This window comes from Vibrio sp., from assembly GCF_047973365.1.
Classification (GTDB): Bacteria; Pseudomonadota; Gammaproteobacteria; order Enterobacterales; family Vibrionaceae; genus Vibrio.
The window spans coordinates 1-16,809 of the sequence record NZ_JBKEBW010000134.1 but is presented as its reverse complement, the minus strand read 5'-3'; the positions used below and the strand labels follow the sequence as shown (position 1 = coordinate 16,809).

General features: G+C 42.9%; 14 protein-coding genes and 1 pseudogene. 8 read left to right on the top strand and 7 right to left on the bottom strand.

The window, feature by feature from the left end:
* The first annotated feature begins 130 nt into the window (after positions 1–130).
* Entirely contained in the window at positions 131–1,798 is a 1,668-nt protein-coding gene (gene ettA, locus ACK5MF_RS16715) for an energy-dependent translational throttle protein EttA (RefSeq protein ID WP_416923699.1), read from the top strand.
* A 60-nt stretch (positions 1,799–1,858) separates the two neighbouring features.
* Here ettA and ACK5MF_RS16710 read toward each other — a convergent pair whose 3' ends face one another.
* From ACK5MF_RS16710 to ACK5MF_RS16690, 5 genes are all read right to left on the bottom strand, one after another.
* Complete coding sequence (locus ACK5MF_RS16710; protein WP_416923698.1) at positions 1,859–2,935, bottom strand: tartrate dehydrogenase; 1,077 nt, start codon at positions 2,933–2,935, stop codon at positions 1,859–1,861.
* A gap of 76 nt (positions 2,936–3,011) precedes the next feature.
* Positions 3,012–3,170: a hypothetical protein gene (locus ACK5MF_RS16705; RefSeq protein WP_416923716.1), complete on the bottom strand. Its 159-nt coding sequence runs from the start codon at positions 3,168–3,170 to the stop codon at positions 3,012–3,014.
* Positions 3,163–4,530, bottom strand: a complete 1,368-nt coding sequence (locus ACK5MF_RS16700; RefSeq protein WP_416923697.1) for a class-II fumarase/aspartase family protein — start codon at positions 4,528–4,530, stop codon at positions 3,163–3,165. The genes ACK5MF_RS16705 and ACK5MF_RS16700 overlap by 8 nt, the downstream gene beginning before the upstream one ends.
* An 11-nt stretch (positions 4,531–4,541) precedes the next feature.
* On the bottom strand, positions 4,542–5,903 hold the full coding sequence (gene dcuC / locus ACK5MF_RS16695) for a C4-dicarboxylate transporter DcuC (RefSeq protein WP_416923696.1): 1,362 nt from the start codon (positions 5,901–5,903) through the stop codon (positions 4,542–4,544).
* Positions 5,904–6,443: 540 nt separating this feature from the next.
* A complete protein-coding gene (locus ACK5MF_RS16690; protein ID WP_416923695.1) occupies positions 6,444–7,667 on the bottom strand; it encodes a M20 family metallopeptidase in 1,224 nt (407 codons plus the stop codon).
* 591 nt (positions 7,668–8,258) lie between these two features.
* Between ACK5MF_RS16690 and ACK5MF_RS16685 the strand changes: the two genes are divergently transcribed.
* The 4 genes from ACK5MF_RS16685 (at position 8,259) to ACK5MF_RS16670 (ending at position 11,579) form a co-directional block, all read left to right on the top strand.
* Positions 8,259–9,299, top strand: a complete 1,041-nt coding sequence (locus ACK5MF_RS16685; RefSeq protein ID WP_416923694.1) for a porin — start codon at positions 8,259–8,261, stop codon at positions 9,297–9,299.
* An 11-nt stretch (positions 9,300–9,310) separates the two neighbouring features.
* Positions 9,311–10,087 (top strand): DUF4886 domain-containing protein, encoded by a 777-nt coding sequence (locus ACK5MF_RS16680; RefSeq protein WP_416923693.1) that lies wholly within the window; start codon positions 9,311–9,313, stop codon positions 10,085–10,087.
* A gap of 164 nt (positions 10,088–10,251) precedes the next feature.
* Positions 10,252–11,124, top strand: coding sequence for a MurR/RpiR family transcriptional regulator (locus ACK5MF_RS16675; RefSeq protein WP_416923692.1), 873 nt, complete (start codon positions 10,252–10,254; stop codon positions 11,122–11,124).
* A gap of 80 nt (positions 11,125–11,204) precedes the next feature.
* A complete protein-coding gene (locus ACK5MF_RS16670) occupies positions 11,205–11,579 on the top strand; it encodes a PilZ domain-containing protein (RefSeq protein WP_416923691.1) in 375 nt (124 codons plus the stop codon).
* A gap of 36 nt (positions 11,580–11,615) precedes the next feature.
* On the opposite strand, the gene tyrA is transcribed toward ACK5MF_RS16670, so the two are convergent.
* Both tyrA and ACK5MF_RS16660 read right to left on the bottom strand, forming a co-directional pair.
* The gene (tyrA, locus tag ACK5MF_RS16665; protein ID WP_416923690.1) at positions 11,616–12,752 is read right to left on the bottom strand and encodes a bifunctional chorismate mutase/prephenate dehydrogenase; all 1,137 of its coding nucleotides are present in this window, start codon (positions 12,750–12,752) and stop codon (positions 11,616–11,618) included.
* Between the two features lie 12 nt (positions 12,753–12,764).
* Positions 12,765–13,838, bottom strand: coding sequence for a 3-deoxy-7-phosphoheptulonate synthase (locus ACK5MF_RS16660; protein WP_416923689.1), 1,074 nt, complete (start codon positions 13,836–13,838; stop codon positions 12,765–12,767).
* Positions 13,839–14,083: 245 nt separating this feature from the next.
* On the opposite strand from ACK5MF_RS16660, the gene ACK5MF_RS16655 reads away from it, so the two are divergent.
* The 3 genes and pseudogenes from ACK5MF_RS16655 to ACK5MF_RS16645 form a co-directional block, all read left to right on the top strand.
* Positions 14,084–15,760 carry a LytS/YhcK type 5TM receptor domain-containing protein gene (locus tag ACK5MF_RS16655; RefSeq protein ID WP_416923688.1) on the top strand — a complete coding sequence of 559 codons (1,677 nt, stop codon included), beginning with the start codon at positions 14,084–14,086 and terminating at the stop codon, positions 15,758–15,760.
* 25 nt (positions 15,761–15,785) lie between these two features.
* Positions 15,786–16,502, top strand: coding sequence for a two-component system response regulator BtsR (gene btsR, locus ACK5MF_RS16650; protein WP_416923687.1), 717 nt, complete (start codon positions 15,786–15,788; stop codon positions 16,500–16,502).
* A 107-nt stretch (positions 16,503–16,609) separates the two neighbouring features.
* Positions 16,610–16,809, top strand: a pseudogene (locus ACK5MF_RS16645) (helix-turn-helix domain-containing protein); the annotation flags it as partial.

The following is a 16,809-nucleotide window of genomic DNA, read 5'->3' as shown; positions in this document are numbered from 1 at the left end:
GTCTTATTCCCTTTCATATCGAATAACAAAGGGCAAAAGCCCCTAGTAACAATCGTCCTAGTAACAAAAGCCATAACTTTGGTATAGAATAGCGACTTTATTCTGAAAGATAGATTAGGAACAATCGGCAATGGCTGAATACGTATATACCATGTCGCGGGTGAGCAAAATCGTCCCGCCTAAGCGTCAAATTCTAAAAGACATCTCTCTAAGTTTTTTCCCAGGAGCCAAAATTGGTGTTTTAGGTCTAAACGGTGCGGGTAAATCTACCCTACTACGTATCATGGCCGGTATTGATAAAGACATCGATGGTGAAGCTCGCCCACAACCAGGTCTTAAAGTAGGCTACCTACCTCAGGAGCCGGTTCTTGATGAATCTAAAACAGTGCGTGAAGTGGTTGAAGAAGCGGTTGCGGATGTCGCCGGTGCTTTAACTCGTCTAGACCAGGTTTATGCTGCTTACGCGGAAGAAGATGCCGATTTCGATGCTCTTGCCAAAGAGCAAGGTGAGTTGGAAGCGCTAATCCAAGCTAAAGATGGTCACAACCTAGAGAACGCTCTGGAGCGTGCAGCAAACGCACTTCGTCTACCAGATTGGAATGCAAAAATTTCGGTGCTTTCTGGTGGTGAGCGTCGTCGTGTTGCTATTTGTCGTCTGCTGCTTGAAAAGCCAGACATGCTGCTGCTTGATGAACCAACCAACCACTTGGATGCGGAATCCGTCGCTTGGCTAGAACGCTTCCTGGTTGATTACTCTGGTACTGTTGTGGCTATCACGCATGACCGCTACTTCCTCGATAATGCAGCGGGCTGGATTCTGGAACTTGACCGTGGTGAAGGTATTCCATGGCAAGGTAACTACACCTCTTGGCTAGAACAAAAAGATGAGCGTCTAAAACAAGAGTCTTCTCAGGAGAGTGCCCGTCAGAAAACCATCGAGAAAGAACTGGAATGGGTACGTAAGAATCCTAAAGGTCGTCAGGCGAAATCGAAAGCTCGTATGGCACGCTTTGAAGAGCTACAAAGTGGCGAACATCAGAAGCGTAACGAAACGAACGAACTGTTCATCCCGCCAGGTGAGCGTTTAGGGGATAAAGTTCTTGAAGTTCGTAACCTGACGAAGTCTTTTGATGATCGTGTACTGATCGATAACCTATCTTTCAGCATGCCTAAAGGTGCCATCGTCGGCATTATCGGTGCCAATGGTGCGGGTAAATCGACCCTATTTAAGATGTTAAGCGGTGTTGAAAAGCCAGATTCAGGTGAAATTGAATTAGGTACAACCGTGAAATTGGCGTCTGTTGATCAATTCCGTGACAGCATGAACGACAAGAACACTGTGTTCCAAGAGATTTCAGAAGGCGCGGATATCATTAAGATCAACAACTTCGAAATCCCAGCGCGTGCTTACTGTTCTCGCTTTAACTTCAAAGGCGTAGATCAACAAAAAGTGATTGGCGAGTTGTCTGGTGGTGAGCGTAACCGTGTTCACTTGGCAAAACTGCTAAAAGCGGGTGGTAACGTACTGTTACTCGACGAACCAACCAACGACCTAGACGTTGAAACGCTACGTGCGCTTGAAGAAGCACTGCTAGAATTCCCCGGTTGTGCAATGGTTATCTCACACGACCGTTGGTTCCTGGACCGCATTGCTACGCACATTCTGGATTATCGTGATGAAGGTCAAGTGAACTTCTACGAAGGTAACTACACCGAATACATGGATTGGTTGAAGCAAACGCTTGGCGCACAAGCAGCAGAGCCACACCGTATCAAATACAAACGTATTTCGAAGTAATATCCAAAGATTTAAGACCGCTTTTATGGCGGTCTTTTTACTTATCGCATGGTGAAAAAATTAACAGCTCAACTGGCGCACTTGTTTGATAATTTCACTCCCTAAATCCTGCGTTGATGCTTTTCCGCCCATATCAGGAGTGAGTTGCTGCGCCATACGGATAACATTTTCTATCGCACGAAGAATCACATCATGCTCGTCATGCAAACCTAAATGGGCGAGCATCATGGCACCAGCCCAAATAGTACCTATAGGATTGGCAATATTCTTGCCGTAGATATCGGGAGCTGAGCCATGCACAGGTTCAAACATCGATGGAAATGTTCTTTCCGGATTGATATTCGCCGAAGGGGCAATCGCAATGGTTCCGGTACAAGCCGGACCTAAATCGGACAAGATGTCACCAAATAAATTGGAGCCTACCACTACATCAAAATGTTCCGGCATACGTACAAAATTCGCCGTAAGAATATCAATATGAAACTGTTCTGTTTTTATATTAGGATACTGCTTACCCATCGCCAAAAAACGACTATCCCAATACGGCATTGAATGATATAGACCATTTGATTTTGTGGCCGACGTTACGCGTTTCGTTTCCCGTTTCGAGGCCAGCTCAAAAGCATATTTCAAAATACGATCAGTACCTTTACGGGTAAAAATACTTTCCTGAACGACCATTTCATCCGCAGAGCCCGCATATTGGATACCGCCAATTGATGAATACTCTCCCTCAACATTCTCTCTGACCACATAGAAATCAATATCGCCCGGTTTTTTATTGGCTAAAGGGCAAGGAATTCCTTCAAACAAACGAATCGGTCGTAAATTAACATATTGCTCAAATGAACGCCGGATAGGCAGCAAAAGCCCCCACAGAGAAATGTGATCAGGCACATTAGGAAAACCGACCGCACCAAGGTAAATAGAATCATATTTGGAGAGAATTTCTATGCCATCATCGGGCATCATTTTTCCAGTTTGCAGATAGGTTTCACACGACCAGTCAAAATAATCAAATTCAAATTGGATATCTGTTCGCTGCTCCGTTAACGCCTGGATCACTTTGATACCTTCCGGTATCACCTCTTTACCGATACCATCACCAGGAATAACAGCAATTTTAAATGTTCTCATGTTATGCTCTCTGAAATTGTATTAACGTTCCAAACGCGTTGATCAAGTCGTCGATAATCGATACAACCGTCAGGTTTTAAATTCTATGTTCATCGATACTCTCGATATTGGCTGGCAATAAGCCTGCAAGGTTAAAGTTTCTGCGTTCTTCAACAGAAAAAGCACTCCCCTTATTCAACAATGGCGTGTTTAATAACGTATTTCCTGCCTGACGGATAAACATTTTTTTATTCATCAGAGAGCACCTTACAACTGAAGAGTTCTACCGCCTCATCCAACAATGCATCATTGCAACCTAAATAATTTTTGGGATCGCAAGCCGCATCGATCTCTTCTGCCGTCAAGATGGCTGAAACCTCTTTATTTTGTTTCAACACAGTGGCTAAATCGCCGGAATCAGGTGCATTGGCGATGGCTTTTTTGAGTTGCTGATAACCATCACCCCGCCCCACTTTTTCGGCCGCTTTCATCATCACGGCTTCTGACATAATAAAATTGCGTGAATCCGCAAAATTGGCCAACATTCGCTCTTCATTGACGATCAGATGCGCAATCAGGCGTTCTGCTCTTTCTAAAGAAGTAGCCACAGCTAATGACGCCTCGGGAATGAGACTCCAACTCAATACTCGCATCGAAGCGGATCGCACGTCCATCTGATCCATTAAGCTTGGAGCACCACTAGCGTACATCCACCCCATGCGAGAAAGAGTTTTGATCATATTCGCCGCCCTAGGGTTGGCTTTATGCGGCATAGTGCTTGAACCACCACCACCTTCACCTTCGCGAACCTCACCGATGGAAACACGCCCCATCATTTCAGTATCATTAGCAATCCGGCATAAGGTGCCATGGATCAAAGCAAAAAATTGCACCAGTTCCACAATATGATCACAACTGGCGTTACCGAATCCTTTCGGTTCGTTAAGCCCTAACTCAACAAACAGACCTTTACGGACTTCAAGTCCCTGCTCGCCGATCGATGAAAAGTTACCAATCGCCCCACCATACATCCCTGTGGTTGCGCGAGCATAGAGTTGATCTAAACGAATAAGATGACGGGTCACTTCCTGCAAATAGCTGCTAACATACAGCCCCCAAGTCGTTGGCAACGCATCCATAGAGTTGGTACGGGCCACCATAACGGTGTTCCTATGCGCTAGCGCCATCAACTTGAGTTGCTCCCCCAGAGCCAGTAGCTGCTGACGTATGATATTCAATGATTGTTTAACACGCATGGCCAGACTGGTATCGAGTAAATCTTGGGTTGTACCACCCCAATGCAAATATTTTTTTACGTATTCATCGCCCATATCACTAAGCTGATCGACTAATGGTTTGATTGCCATTCCCACGACCTGCGTATCCTGAGACAAACGAAGCCAATCAACATTTTTCAGATCGCAAACTTGCTCAATCGATGCTACCGCTTGTTGGGGAATTAACCCCAATTCTGCTTGCACTTTCGCCATAGAGACTTCTAAGGTTAACCAAGTCTGGATTAAATTTTCATCCGACCATACTTGCTTCATATCAGCTTGAGTAAATAGCGGTGAGTATAGCGTCGAGTCAAAGACAGAAATATTTGAGCCATGCATGTTATTTTCTCCTAAGCGCCAATAAAGGTTACAGCTAGCAACGTCACTAAACCACCAATCATTGGAATAGCGGTACGTTTTACCAACTCGGTAGGAGGAACACCTGCCACCCCGGCACAAGCAATCACCACGCCGGATACTGGAGAAAACGAACGGAAGATACCGGCGGAAAGTTGCATAGGTAGCGCTACTGAGGCAATCGAAACCCCGGCATGTGATGCAACGTCAGGAGCTAAGTTAGAGAAACTGAAGAAAGCAGCGTTACCTGAGCCGGATAACAATGCCGTAAAACCAATGATTGCCACCATCATGATTACCATCATGGTATAACCAAAACCAAAGTGAGTCGCCGTGCCTATCATGCCATCAATAAAGCCAATCGCCCCCAAACCAACCACAAAAGTTTGCGCCGCAATAATCAGTGAAACCACCCCAGCAAAAACATCACCCATGCCTTGTAAATAGACTTTTAAGGAAGCGGCGACAGCTTTACCATTTTTCGAGTAGATATAATCACACAACATAGCGACCACCAAACTAATAAACATGGCGGTAACGACATCAATTTTTATCGAAGTGATGGCAAATTTACTAAAGGTTAGCAAGAGTACCAGAGGAAGTATTGGCAATAAGGCGAACCAAAGCGGAGCTTCTCTCGATGTATCTTCTTTGGCGTTGAGCTCGTAAGTAACACCATTGACCTCGTCACGTTTGTCAAACCACCGTTGACAAACAAAATGCAGTACGGCAATCACCACCACAATACACACACTGACAAAGAGTTGGTGTTGAACAAAATAAGACGCCGCATCAACACCTATAATTTCAGCCGCTTTGTTTGATGCGCCCGAAGCCGGACCTAAATCCAAACACGCGGTAGTGGCCAACACAGCCGCAACCGAAGCTGGAGTACAGCCAATCCCGACTAACGCAGGGTATAGCGCAACCAGTAACAACATGGCCAAACCTACGGCACTAGGAATAAACACGTTTAAGAACTGACCTAAAACATAGGTTAACGCCAAGATAAGATAAGGGTTATTAATCGCAGAGAGAGGTTTGGTCGTCACTTTCACTAGCGCATTCGCAGCACCAATATGGTTCATATATTTGGAAAAACCACCCACAGCCATAATGATCAAGCCAAGTTTAGCCACTGTCGACGAGGTTAACGATTTAATCACTAGGAAAAAATCAACCACTGTAGCGCCGGAAGTTTTCACCCCTTTAGGTAAAAATTCCGGACCACCAACAAGTACACCGATCAACATCATAAGTAAGCCCGCAGCAAACAATATCGCCTGGGTATTATATTTTTTTATGATTAAAAAACCGGCCCCAAAAACAATAGGTAAAGCGAGTAAAGCAATCATATGTTTCACCTTCTTTAATAGTATTAAGTCACTACTATGTTGTTTTACTCGTTATTGAAAAAACATGGGAACTGATTATTCTCTAGAAAAAGTGTGACTGATTTAAAATATCTATTAAATGCTTCATCTAAAAGCTAAAAAATCGCTCTAAAAGAGTAAAACTCACAATAAACCGAACTCAATATTTTAAGAAAGAATTAGCTAGTTCACATTTTTATTAAGATAAAGATTCACGCATATATGACAAGCAGAGCAAATGGGAACCCCCTATTCCCATAATTAAATTCAGTATAATGTTTAATAATTAAGTTATCATACAAGAATCGAATTAAATCAGCATTTACATTCAATACCTTTATGGATAATTTAAACGATAATAAATACAAGCGAATTTTCAATTAATGGAAATATAAAACAATAAAGAAGAGATGAAATTCCCTTACAGCAGTAAGGGAATTTAATTTTCAGCGACAGAAATTGAGCCATCGTCAACATTCCTACGAGAAAGTAGCAATGAGTAATAACGGCAAGGAGAGTAAGCTAAAGCTGATCAATCACAGCAGCAAGCAAAGTAAAGCGGCTCTCAATACTATTAATTTCAAGGTATTCTTCACGACTATGAGCCCGCCCACCAATAGGACCCATACCATCAAGAGTTGGAATGCCGAGAGCAGCCGTAAAGTTACCATCTGAACCGCCACCTGTGTGTTGCCATCCTATTTTAACACCCAGCTCTTCCGCTACTTGATCCACAAATCGAGCAAGTTCAAGACTCTCTTCTGAAGGGCTCATCGGTGGACGAGTAACACCACCAATCACCTCCACAGAGACACCGACAGTAAAAGGGGCTGCTTGCATTTCATCTAGCCGTTTCTGCACGATATCAGCTTGCTCCATCGCAGAGAAACGCACATCTAGCTCAATCCGAGCCGAATCAGCGACCGCATTGACAGACACTCCGCCTTCCAGTATTCCAACGTTTAAATTGAATTCCTGGGCATAATCGGTCAGTTTATGCAACTCAATCGTCCAATGAGCCGCTTCGTTGACCGCGCTCGCACCGTTTTGTGGGTCAACACCAGAATGCGCTGCTTTCCCAGTAAATAATAAGGTATATCGGCACGAGCCTCTGCGGGCAATCACCATGTCACCATTAGCGCGCCCCGGTTCAATCACCAACGTGCGGCGAGCGCGACGGGCCAGATCTTCAAGCCATGGACGAGCTTGGCGTGAACCTATCTCCTCATGACTATTTAGAGCAACGCAAATAGCAGGAGGAGTAATCCCTGCCGCATAGTAGGCACGAGCAAGATATAAGCAATAAAGAGCACCCGATTTCATATCTGCAACTCCAGGACCATAAGCCCGTTGTGCTTCAATATGAAAAGGACGTTGCGCCACTGTGCCTTTAGGAAAAACCGTATCAAGATGTCCCAGAAGCAAGTTGTCGATCTCTTTACCACAACTCGGGCTAAAGATCTCAACACACGGCGCTAGTTTATCATCCACTTCAACCAGATTGGCACGCCAACCTAACTGAGAAAATTGCTCAATAAAAAAAGCCGAAACAGCTTGCACACCTTCACGATCATAGCTACCACTATCAATGTTTACCAAATATTCTAGATCCGCAAGATAGCTTTGCAGATCCAGTGCAAAAATAGGCTTATTCTTAAATTCAGAATTGATCATCATATCGCCCTTACTCATCAATGTAATTTGTTGGTCCAATCCGATAAATTTCAGTACATCATAATCAAGCATAAAAACAGTTCTATTCTCTGCTTTCAACCTATAAAGAATAGGGGAATTTATCATTCCCCATAAAAAACGTGATGAATTTAAAACATTTTTAACGCTTGCGAATGAAACATAGTTCAAGATCAAAATAAAATGAAATCACCTTAACCGTAGCAGCAATTTTATATTACTCACTTCATGTTTTTATAAAATAAATCAGCGTACACAGATCTAGTGGGAAAATAACATTCTCACAAAAAAACTTAATATCCATTTGATAAAGATTAAAAAAAATGCCACAACATCTGATAGGAAATTTTATTTCCCATAATTCCAACCCAGACAAAATCAAACTATAAAAAATTATCGACCACTTCACATTTCACACAAGATTAGTAATACCAACCCATTCGGAAATCATATAAACATCACCAAAATCCATTTATAAAACGTATAGAACAAAAATAAACATTGTTTACTTAATAAACAAAACGATAAATTAAATAAAATTTAGAACTGAATCAACTTTTAAATTGAGAACCGACGATTCCCTTATTTTTTAAATAACACGCTTATTATTATGCAGACTCCAATAACAAACATGGAATAAGTATAATGATGACAAATAAACAACTTATAGCCCTGCTTCCTACCTTATGCATCGCTTCAGTGGGCAATGCACAGGCTCTCTATGATGATGGCACCAATAAAATGGATATTTATGGTCGTTTTGAAAGTCAGATAACCACTGGCGATGAGAGTATCTCAGAAGACGGTGAATGGTCTGGACGCATGAGCGCTCGTGTGGGAATTAATCTTAGCCGCAATTTATCGGCTATCGAAGATAGCCGCGTGATAGGTAAATCCGAATGGCAAGTTCGAACCGAAGGAAATGATACTCGGTTTGATGAAGGAGAGGACCTACAAGCACGTTATAATTATTTAGGCTTGGAGCATGATAAATTCGGTAGCTTAGTTTTTGGTCGTACACAAAGTCCTATGTATCAAGTAATGAAAATGACGGATAAGTATAAAAACTTTACTCCGGGCATTTACAACTATGGCTTATCAAAAATAGATACCTCTTTTTCCTATAACCGTCAGGATGCCACCCTGTTATATAGCAACAATTTTGATATGCACGAAATTCGCGCCGGTTATGTGCTAGGCAATAATGAAAATGACGTTTTAGATAATGGCGTATTACTCAGTTACCGGATGAACTATAAAGGTGACGGTTTCAAAATTTCTCCGGCACTCGCCTATAGCCAGTATAAGCGCGACTCAGAAAGCACTGTGACATCGAAACAGCATGACCAACTGATGGCAGGGGTTGAAACCAACTGGAATAACTTCACTTTCTCCATTGTTGCCGACTATGTCAAAATCGACATGGATGGTGGCAGCGAAGATAAATACTTTGGTATCGACTCACTGATTGCCTACAAGTGGGGGGATTTTACCTTCCTCGGTGGTTATAGCTTCCTCGATCAAGATGACGAAGATACCTACGAAAAAGAAGATTGGCGTGTCGAAGGTCAATGGCAACTGGCTAGCAAAACCTATCTCTCACTCACTTATGACCGCGAGTTAACCACAGGTAATAAAGATAGTGAAGATGATGCCGTTACTTTCGGTCTTCGTTACGATTTCTAAAGGAGAGTATCATGAAAATCACCACCAATGTTTTGCTATTGAATACGGTACTTGCTATGTGGGGATTTACTGCACATGCCGATACCCTAGTCGCGGCTACCCCCTATGCTAAGATGGACGGAGAAAACAAAACCATTGCCATCTATGGTAATTCCTATACTCACTACAATAATAACCTGAACACCCGTTTGCGCGATTTAACGCGTTCACTATTACCCAATAATGCTAAAGGTTACAGCTACCGCGGCATTACTATCTCTAGCGGAGAACTAGGTTGGCATGAACCTAATCTGCGTTTTCAAAGCGGCTTAAAACACTGGGATGCAGTGGTATTCCAGGGCAACTCCATGGAGCCGATCAAAGACGAAAAAACCAAAACGTATTTTCAACAATCAGCAAAAACAATGGCAAAAATTGCTCATGATGCCAACTCGAAGGTCATTTACTTTATGACTTGGGCAAGAAAAGCAAATCCTGAGCAAACGCAACCACTGGCTGAAGCTTATCAGGAAGCTGCGCAACAGACCGGCGGTTATGTAGCTCCTGTCGGCCTGGCTTTTGAACAGAGTATGAAACGCTATCCGGACATCGATTTGTACCACAGCGATGGCAAACACCCTTCATTGGCAGGGACATATCTGGCGGCCTCAGTCTTCTTTGCCGTTCTATATAATCAATCACCGGTTGGCGGTGCGACACCAGTCGATAGCGATATGCCACCCGAAACAGCAAAAAAACTGCAAACCGTGGCTTGGGAAACCGTACAAAACTACCAAAGCAAGCATTAATCCGAGTATGAAGCCCACACATTAAACTCAAGGTTTTCTTCTTTAGTTTACTAAGGAAGAAAACCTTCTTATCAAGATCACCTTTCCAGCAGACAAGTTCCCGTTGACTCAAAACTCTATGTTATCCTGATAGTCTGTAAGGGTAATGACCAACGAGAAATTGTATGAAAGAGCAACTTGATCTAACGACCTATCAACAAATTGCCGAGCAATTTCACCCACTGACAGAATCGGAAGCCATGTTGCATGCTTTTATCGTGGAGCATTTTGAGGAACTCTCTTATTACGGCATTACGGATCTTGCTCAGAAAGTCCGTATCAGTAAAGCTACTATCGGGCGTTATCTTAATAAACTGGGCTATACAGGCTATGCTGAGTTTAAAACAGCACTAAGACGCGATTTAATGGCCCATAATATGATTAAACCTGTTGAAGCAAACAGGATCATAAACAAAAACACCGATACTAAAACCGAATCACTGCGTTTTATTACCAACATATGTCAATTAGTCGATCAATTTTCAGCAACACTAAACATTGATGAAATAGACAAGCTAGTCAAGCTCATTGCTGACAAAAGTCGGCGGATTTATGTTATCGGCCCGGCATCATCACAATCACTGGCCATTCATTTTTCAACCTTACTAAAATATACCCGCTCAGACGTGTATCTGCTTCCGCTCGATAGAGCAGAACTACCTAAAGCTCTATTGGGCATTACAGAGCATGATATTTTACTCGCATTCTCTTATTATCGTTTCAGCTCGATAGTGCTAGACGTCACTAAATATTTTAATAGCAAGAATGCTCACGTTACAGTCGTGACAAATACTAGCTCAAACCCTTATACAGTATACAGTACAACCCAACATATACTTCCTAGTGATGTTGATTCCATCTTCTACAGTCGCACGATTGTTTTTTTATTCGTTGAATTGTTACTCGCGCTGATCCAACGAGAGACAAAATACAAAGATAACTTTGAAGAGTTAGAAAATTTATTCAAATTCTTTGGTACTTTCTCTTCACTGGAATAAACCACATTCGTGAATCCGATTTCTGTTCAATCGCTTATCCTTTGCTATGCTTTGAGATAGGCTTAACGAGAGATACATTTATGATTGAACGTCGACGTTTTTCGCGCATCATCTATCAAGCAGTTGCCACGCTGACCCAAGGCAATTATCAGCTAACTACCTGTATTCAAGATTTATCATTGAAAGGATTATTGCTGTGGGCAGAGGATGAACCACAACTCGATACTAACAGCATCGTGGATGTCGCTTTTACACTCCCCGGTAGCGATATCACCATTACTCTCTCTGCCACATTGATTATGCAAAACGAACGTATTCTGCATCTGAAAATCGACCATATTGATATTGAAAGCGTTGGGCATCTGCGCCGCTTAGTGGAACTGAATGTCGGCAACGATGAACTGCTGCATCGTGAACTGGAACACTTAGTGGATTTAGCCGACTGCGCTGACTAACAGCCAGCGCTTTTTCGGTTCTTTTCGTTGTTCACTTTAATTAGAATGGGGACGGTGAATTGAGTCGTTTGCTTGTTTTAGCAGATTCTGGCTCTCGGTCATAAATTGTTGAGAATAATCACCAAACCACTGACTTACCTGCTCAAAGTTTGCCACAAAACCAGCTTTATCTCGGCTTTCAATCAAGCTGACCGCTTCACCGAAACTGCGTTGGAAACGCTGGATCATCTCAATATTCTCGTCAGACGATAGAATAATATCGCCGTACAGATTAGGATCCTGCCCAAACAAACGTCCAACCATTGCCAGTTCAAGACGATAAATTGGCGAACTCAATTTCAGCAGTTGAGCAAGATTTGGCTTCACTTTCGATAGATGATAACCGTAAGCAAATGAAGTAAAGTGACGCAGTGCCTGAATCAGAGTCATGCCATGATCGTGCTCTTGCGCATCGATATTGCACAGACTCGCACCCCAAATAGAAAACTGCTTCAATAACCATTCATATTGTTCTTTACCGCGTCCATCACAATGCACGATAACCTGTTTCGCCAGGCTCGGTACATCTGGACCAAACATCGGATGCAAACCAACAACAGGGCCTTTGTGTACAGCCATCATCGCTTTTAGAGGCTTAGATTTGATCGAGGTTAAATCACACAAAACGCAATCTTCAGGCAGATTATTCAGTTTTTCAATCACCGCAAGGGTTTTGTGAATGGGAACGGTAACCACAACAAGACCCGCATCTTTCAATAGCTCGTCTGCTTTGTGCCAATCCTGACTGCCAAGCACGTTCACCTGGTAACCAGACAGTTTGAACATGCGCCCAAACAAGCCACCTAGCTGGCCATTACCACCAATAATAACCACTGAACGTAATTCCGGATTCAAACACTTAAAACCAGAGTCTTTTTCACTGGCATAAGATTCACGCATGGTACGACGAAGAATATCTTCAATTAATTGCGGCGGTACACCTTGTTTTTCGGCTTCTACGCGACGCGAAGCCAGCATTGCCGCTTCACGATCTGGCGCATAAATAGGCAGCCCGTGCTGGCTTTTCACCTCGCCTACTTTTTCCACCAATGCTAAGCGACGTGCAAGTAGCTCAACCATCTGCTTATCAACAGCGTCTATTTGATCACGCAATTCATTCAATTCAACTGCCATGGTTAATCCTTTTTATCCTTTCAGGCGGTTTTCTAAAAACGGAGTCAGTTCTCTGTGAGCTTTACGTAATAGTGCCTCAGTTGCATCCCAATTAATACATGCGTCAGTGATTGAAACGCCGTACTTCATCTCACTAATGGGCAAATCTGAAGACTGATTGCCTTCATTAATATGGCTTTCGATCATCAAACCAATGATTGAGCGGTTACCTTCACGAATTTGGTGAATGGCATCTTCCGCGACCAAAGGCTGGCGACGGTAATCTTTACGTGAGTTTGCGTGACTACAGTCGATCATCAATGCCGCATCCAGACCTACTTTTGCCAAATCTTGTTCGCACTCAGCCACAGACACTGAATCATAGTTCGTTTGTTTACCACCACGTAGGATCACGTGACCATTCTCATTGCCTTTTGTGGTGAGTAATGCCACGTTACCTTCACGATTAATCCCCATAAAACGGTGGCTTGATGATGCAGCCTGCATAGCATTGATTGCCGTTGAAAGACTACCATCAGTGCCATTTTTAAAACCGATAGGCATTGAAAGACCACTTGCCATTTCACGATGGGTTTGAGACTCCGTAGTACGAGCACCAATCGCAGCCCAGCTAAAGGTGTCTGCCAAATATTGAGGGCTAATCGGATCAAGCGCTTCTGTGGCTAACGGAATATTCATCGCAGCCAGATCCACCAGCAATCCACGACCAACATGCAAACCGTGCTCAATATCGAAACTACCATCAAGATGGGGGTCGTTAATCAAGCCTTTCCAACCTACCGTGGTACGTGGTTTTTCAAAGTAAACCCGCATAACGATGTAAAGCTGATCTTGCAACTCTTCAGACAAGGCTTTAAGACGCTTCGCATACTCTTTCGCCGCTTCTATATCATGAATAGAACAAGGACCACATACCACTAACAAACGGTGATCGCGTTTATGAATAATATCTGCGATAGTCTGACGAGATTGACGAATGAAGCGACGGCTATCATCACTTAGCGGTAATTTTGCTTTTAGCCCGTCTGGTGTGATCAATATTTGTTCATCAATTATATTAATATCACTGAGTTCACTTTTTTTCATCTCACCACCTGTATTAAAATTTTTACACTAAATTTATATAGCTAAGTACAAATCGAATAAAACACAAGTTAACAGGCTCAAAAAAGATTTCAAGTGTAAATTATAAAAAACACACAATGTAAATTTAAATTTACATAAATACAAATTAATGCTTTTAGTCACTGAATGAGATTAAAACGTGTTTTATTGCTGATAACTTTCATAAAATAGCCCTAATTACGAACCTTCGCTTTGCTGGCTAAACTATGGATTTGATCCTTTCTCTACTACAACAGATGTGTGTCTACTTAGTTTTAGCTTACATGTTAAGTAAAACGCCACTCTTTCTGCCACTGCTTAATATTTCCAGCCGCATTGATCATAAGTTAAGTGTTTACACTCTGTTTTCTCTGTTTTGTATTATGGGAACCTACTTTGGCCTGCAGATTGATGACGCCATAGCCAATACTCGAGCTATCGGAGCCGTGATGGGTGGTCTGTTCGGTGGACCAGTTGTGGGCTTTATGGTCGGCTTAACCGGTGGTATTCATCGCTATACCTTAGGTGGATTTACCGACCTTGCCTGTGCGATTTCAACAACGGCGGAAGGTCTTATTGGTGGTCTGCTGCACACCTATTTACTTCGAAACAGTAAAGGTCGCTTGGTTTTCAGCCCGAGCATTGTTTTTGCCGTAACGATGTTTGCTGAAATCATCCAGATGCTGCTCATTCTGGTCGTCGCCAAGCCGTTCGACGAAGCTTATGCGCTTGTTTCAACCATTGCGGCACCGATGATCATTGCTAACTCTGTGGGTGCGGCACTGTTCATGAGTATCCTGCAAGACAGAAAAACCATATTCGAAGAGTATTCAGCCACCTTCTCACGCAGAGCATTAAACATCGCAGAGCGCTCGGTCGGTATTCTTGCTCAGGGCTTTAACCCTAAAAATGCCGATAAGATTGCCAGAATCGTCTACGAACTGACCAACGTAGGTGCGGTATCGATTACCGATAGAGAAAAGATTCTCGCTTTCGTCGGTATCGGCGATGATCACCACAAACCGAATACTCCGATATCATCTCAAAGCACACTCGATGCGATTTCAGGTAATGCCATCATCTACCTCGACGGTAAAGAACAACCTTATCAATGCTCGTTATCGCCAACCTGTAAGCTGGGTTCAGCTCTTATTATTCCCCTGCGAGCAGGTGACCGGGTCATTGGCACCATAAAGTTGTATGAGCCGAAGCGTAAACTGTTCTCGACCATTAATATGTCTATGGCACAAGGTATCGCTCAATTACTTTCAAGCCAGATTCTTTATGGTGAATATCAACTAAAACAAATTCTGCTTTCAAGAGCAGAAATTAAGCTGTTACAAGCACAAATCAACCCACACTTCCTATTTAATGCACTGAATACCATTAGTGCGGTAGTTCGCAGAGACCCAACCAAGGCTCGTGAATTAATTCAGAATTTGTCGCAATTTTTCCGCAGTAACTTGAAACAGAATATTGAAACTGTGACGCTTCGCGACGAAATCGCGCATGTCAACTCTTACCTGACCATAGAAAAAGCCCGTTTTAGTGACCGACTCGATGTTGAGATCGATATTGATAGCTCCTTATTAGAACGTAATGTGCCGACATTTACCTTGCAACCTCTGGTAGAGAATGCGATCAAACACGGCACCTCCAACCTACTGGAAGATGGCAAAGTTCGCATATACAGCGAACAGACAGACAACGGTTATCGAGTGATTGTTGAAGACAACGCAGGCAGCTATCAGCCCCCCAGAGAAGATCATGACGGGTTGGGAATGCAAATTGTTGCTAAACGACTGACCAATAAATTTGGCGATGACTCGGCACTGAAAATCGAAGTTGAACCAGGTCAATACACACGAATGAGCTTCCTCATTCCTAATTTAGAAAATTCCTAATAAAAAAAATAAGTAAGGGTCTAGAATGCTTTCAGCACTGGTCATTGACGACGAACTTTTCGCCCGCGAAGAACTCACAGAATTACTTGAAGAGAGTGGCGAAATCAATGTCGTTGGGCAAGCAAATAACGCCATTGAGGGTCTTAAGAAAATAAACCAACTGAAACCTGACGTTGTCTTTCTTGATATTCAGATGCCGCAAATCACAGGCATAGAAATGCTGAGCATGCTTGATCCTGAAACCATGCCTAAGGTTGTGTTCGTCACTGCTTATGACCAATATGCTTTACAGGCGTTTGAAGACAATGCGTTTGATTACTTATTGAAGCCGATTGAAATTGCACGTCTGAACAAAACTATTCAGCGTCTGCAACGTAGCACCATTCAAAAGCAAGACTACTCAACTCTAGCGCCAACCACATTGGATCACGTACCCTGTATCGGTTTGAACCGCATAGTGATCATTCCCACCGCCGACGTTGAGTACGCGTTTACGGATATTGGTGGCGTCCATGTTCAAACCAATACGCAAAGAGCCACCAGTCAACTGACGCTGAAAATACTGGAAGAAAAAACCCAGTTGCTACGCTGCCATCGCCAGTATTTAATTAATCTCAAAGCGATCAAAGAGATTAAGCTGCTTGAAAATGGATTAGCGGAAATCATTACCCGTTCAGAATACAAAGTGCCCGTCAGTCGTCGCTACTTAAAAGAGCTAAAAGAAAAACTTGGCTTTCATTAAAAAAGCTCCTTACGCAGCAATGCCAATCAGTTAAGAAAATCTCTCGTTCCCATGCTCTGAAGTGACCCCCAATAGTTGGACAACCAATTATTGGGGGTCTTTTATTTATGTCCAAATACAGTCGCGAGTTAAAGTTCAAAGTAGCTAAAAAGTATCTTGATGGCTCCACTCCTCGAGAGCTCGCTGAAAAATATTCTGTCCCAACAAAACATGTTCGTTATTGGACTCATGTTTTCACTATGCATGGTTCAAATTCATTTTTAATTGATGGCCATTCTCTTAGTGCGGAAGCTAAGCTGGAAGCGTT

Bases quoted from the DNA above. Each gene is read 5' to 3' on its own strand.
- ettA (WP_416923699.1), top strand. From the start codon at position 131: ATGGCTGAATACGTATATACCATGTCGCGGGTGAGCAAAATCGTCCCG.
- ACK5MF_RS16710 (WP_416923698.1), bottom strand. From the start codon at position 2,935: ATGAGAACATTTAAAATTGCTGTTATTCCTGGTGATGGTATCGGTAAA.
- ACK5MF_RS16705 (WP_416923716.1), bottom strand. From the start codon at position 3,170: ATGAATAAAAAAATGTTTATCCGTCAGGCAGGAAATACGTTATTAAAC.
- ACK5MF_RS16700 (WP_416923697.1), bottom strand. From the start codon at position 4,530: ATGCATGGCTCAAATATTTCTGTCTTTGACTCGACGCTATACTCACCG.
- dcuC (WP_416923696.1), bottom strand. From the start codon at position 5,903: ATGATTGCTTTACTCGCTTTACCTATTGTTTTTGGGGCCGGTTTTTTA.
- ACK5MF_RS16690 (WP_416923695.1), bottom strand. From the start codon at position 7,667: ATGCTTGATTATGATGTACTGAAATTTATCGGATTGGACCAACAAATT.
- ACK5MF_RS16685 (WP_416923694.1), top strand. From the start codon at position 8,259: ATGATGACAAATAAACAACTTATAGCCCTGCTTCCTACCTTATGCATC.
- ACK5MF_RS16680 (WP_416923693.1), top strand. From the start codon at position 9,311: ATGAAAATCACCACCAATGTTTTGCTATTGAATACGGTACTTGCTATG.
- ACK5MF_RS16675 (WP_416923692.1), top strand. From the start codon at position 10,252: ATGAAAGAGCAACTTGATCTAACGACCTATCAACAAATTGCCGAGCAA.
- ACK5MF_RS16670 (WP_416923691.1), top strand. From the start codon at position 11,205: ATGATTGAACGTCGACGTTTTTCGCGCATCATCTATCAAGCAGTTGCC.
- tyrA (WP_416923690.1), bottom strand. From the start codon at position 12,752: ATGGCAGTTGAATTGAATGAATTGCGTGATCAAATAGACGCTGTTGAT.
- ACK5MF_RS16660 (WP_416923689.1), bottom strand. From the start codon at position 13,838: ATGAAAAAAAGTGAACTCAGTGATATTAATATAATTGATGAACAAATA.
- ACK5MF_RS16655 (WP_416923688.1), top strand. From the start codon at position 14,084: ATGGATTTGATCCTTTCTCTACTACAACAGATGTGTGTCTACTTAGTT.
- btsR (WP_416923687.1), top strand. From the start codon at position 15,786: ATGCTTTCAGCACTGGTCATTGACGACGAACTTTTCGCCCGCGAAGAA.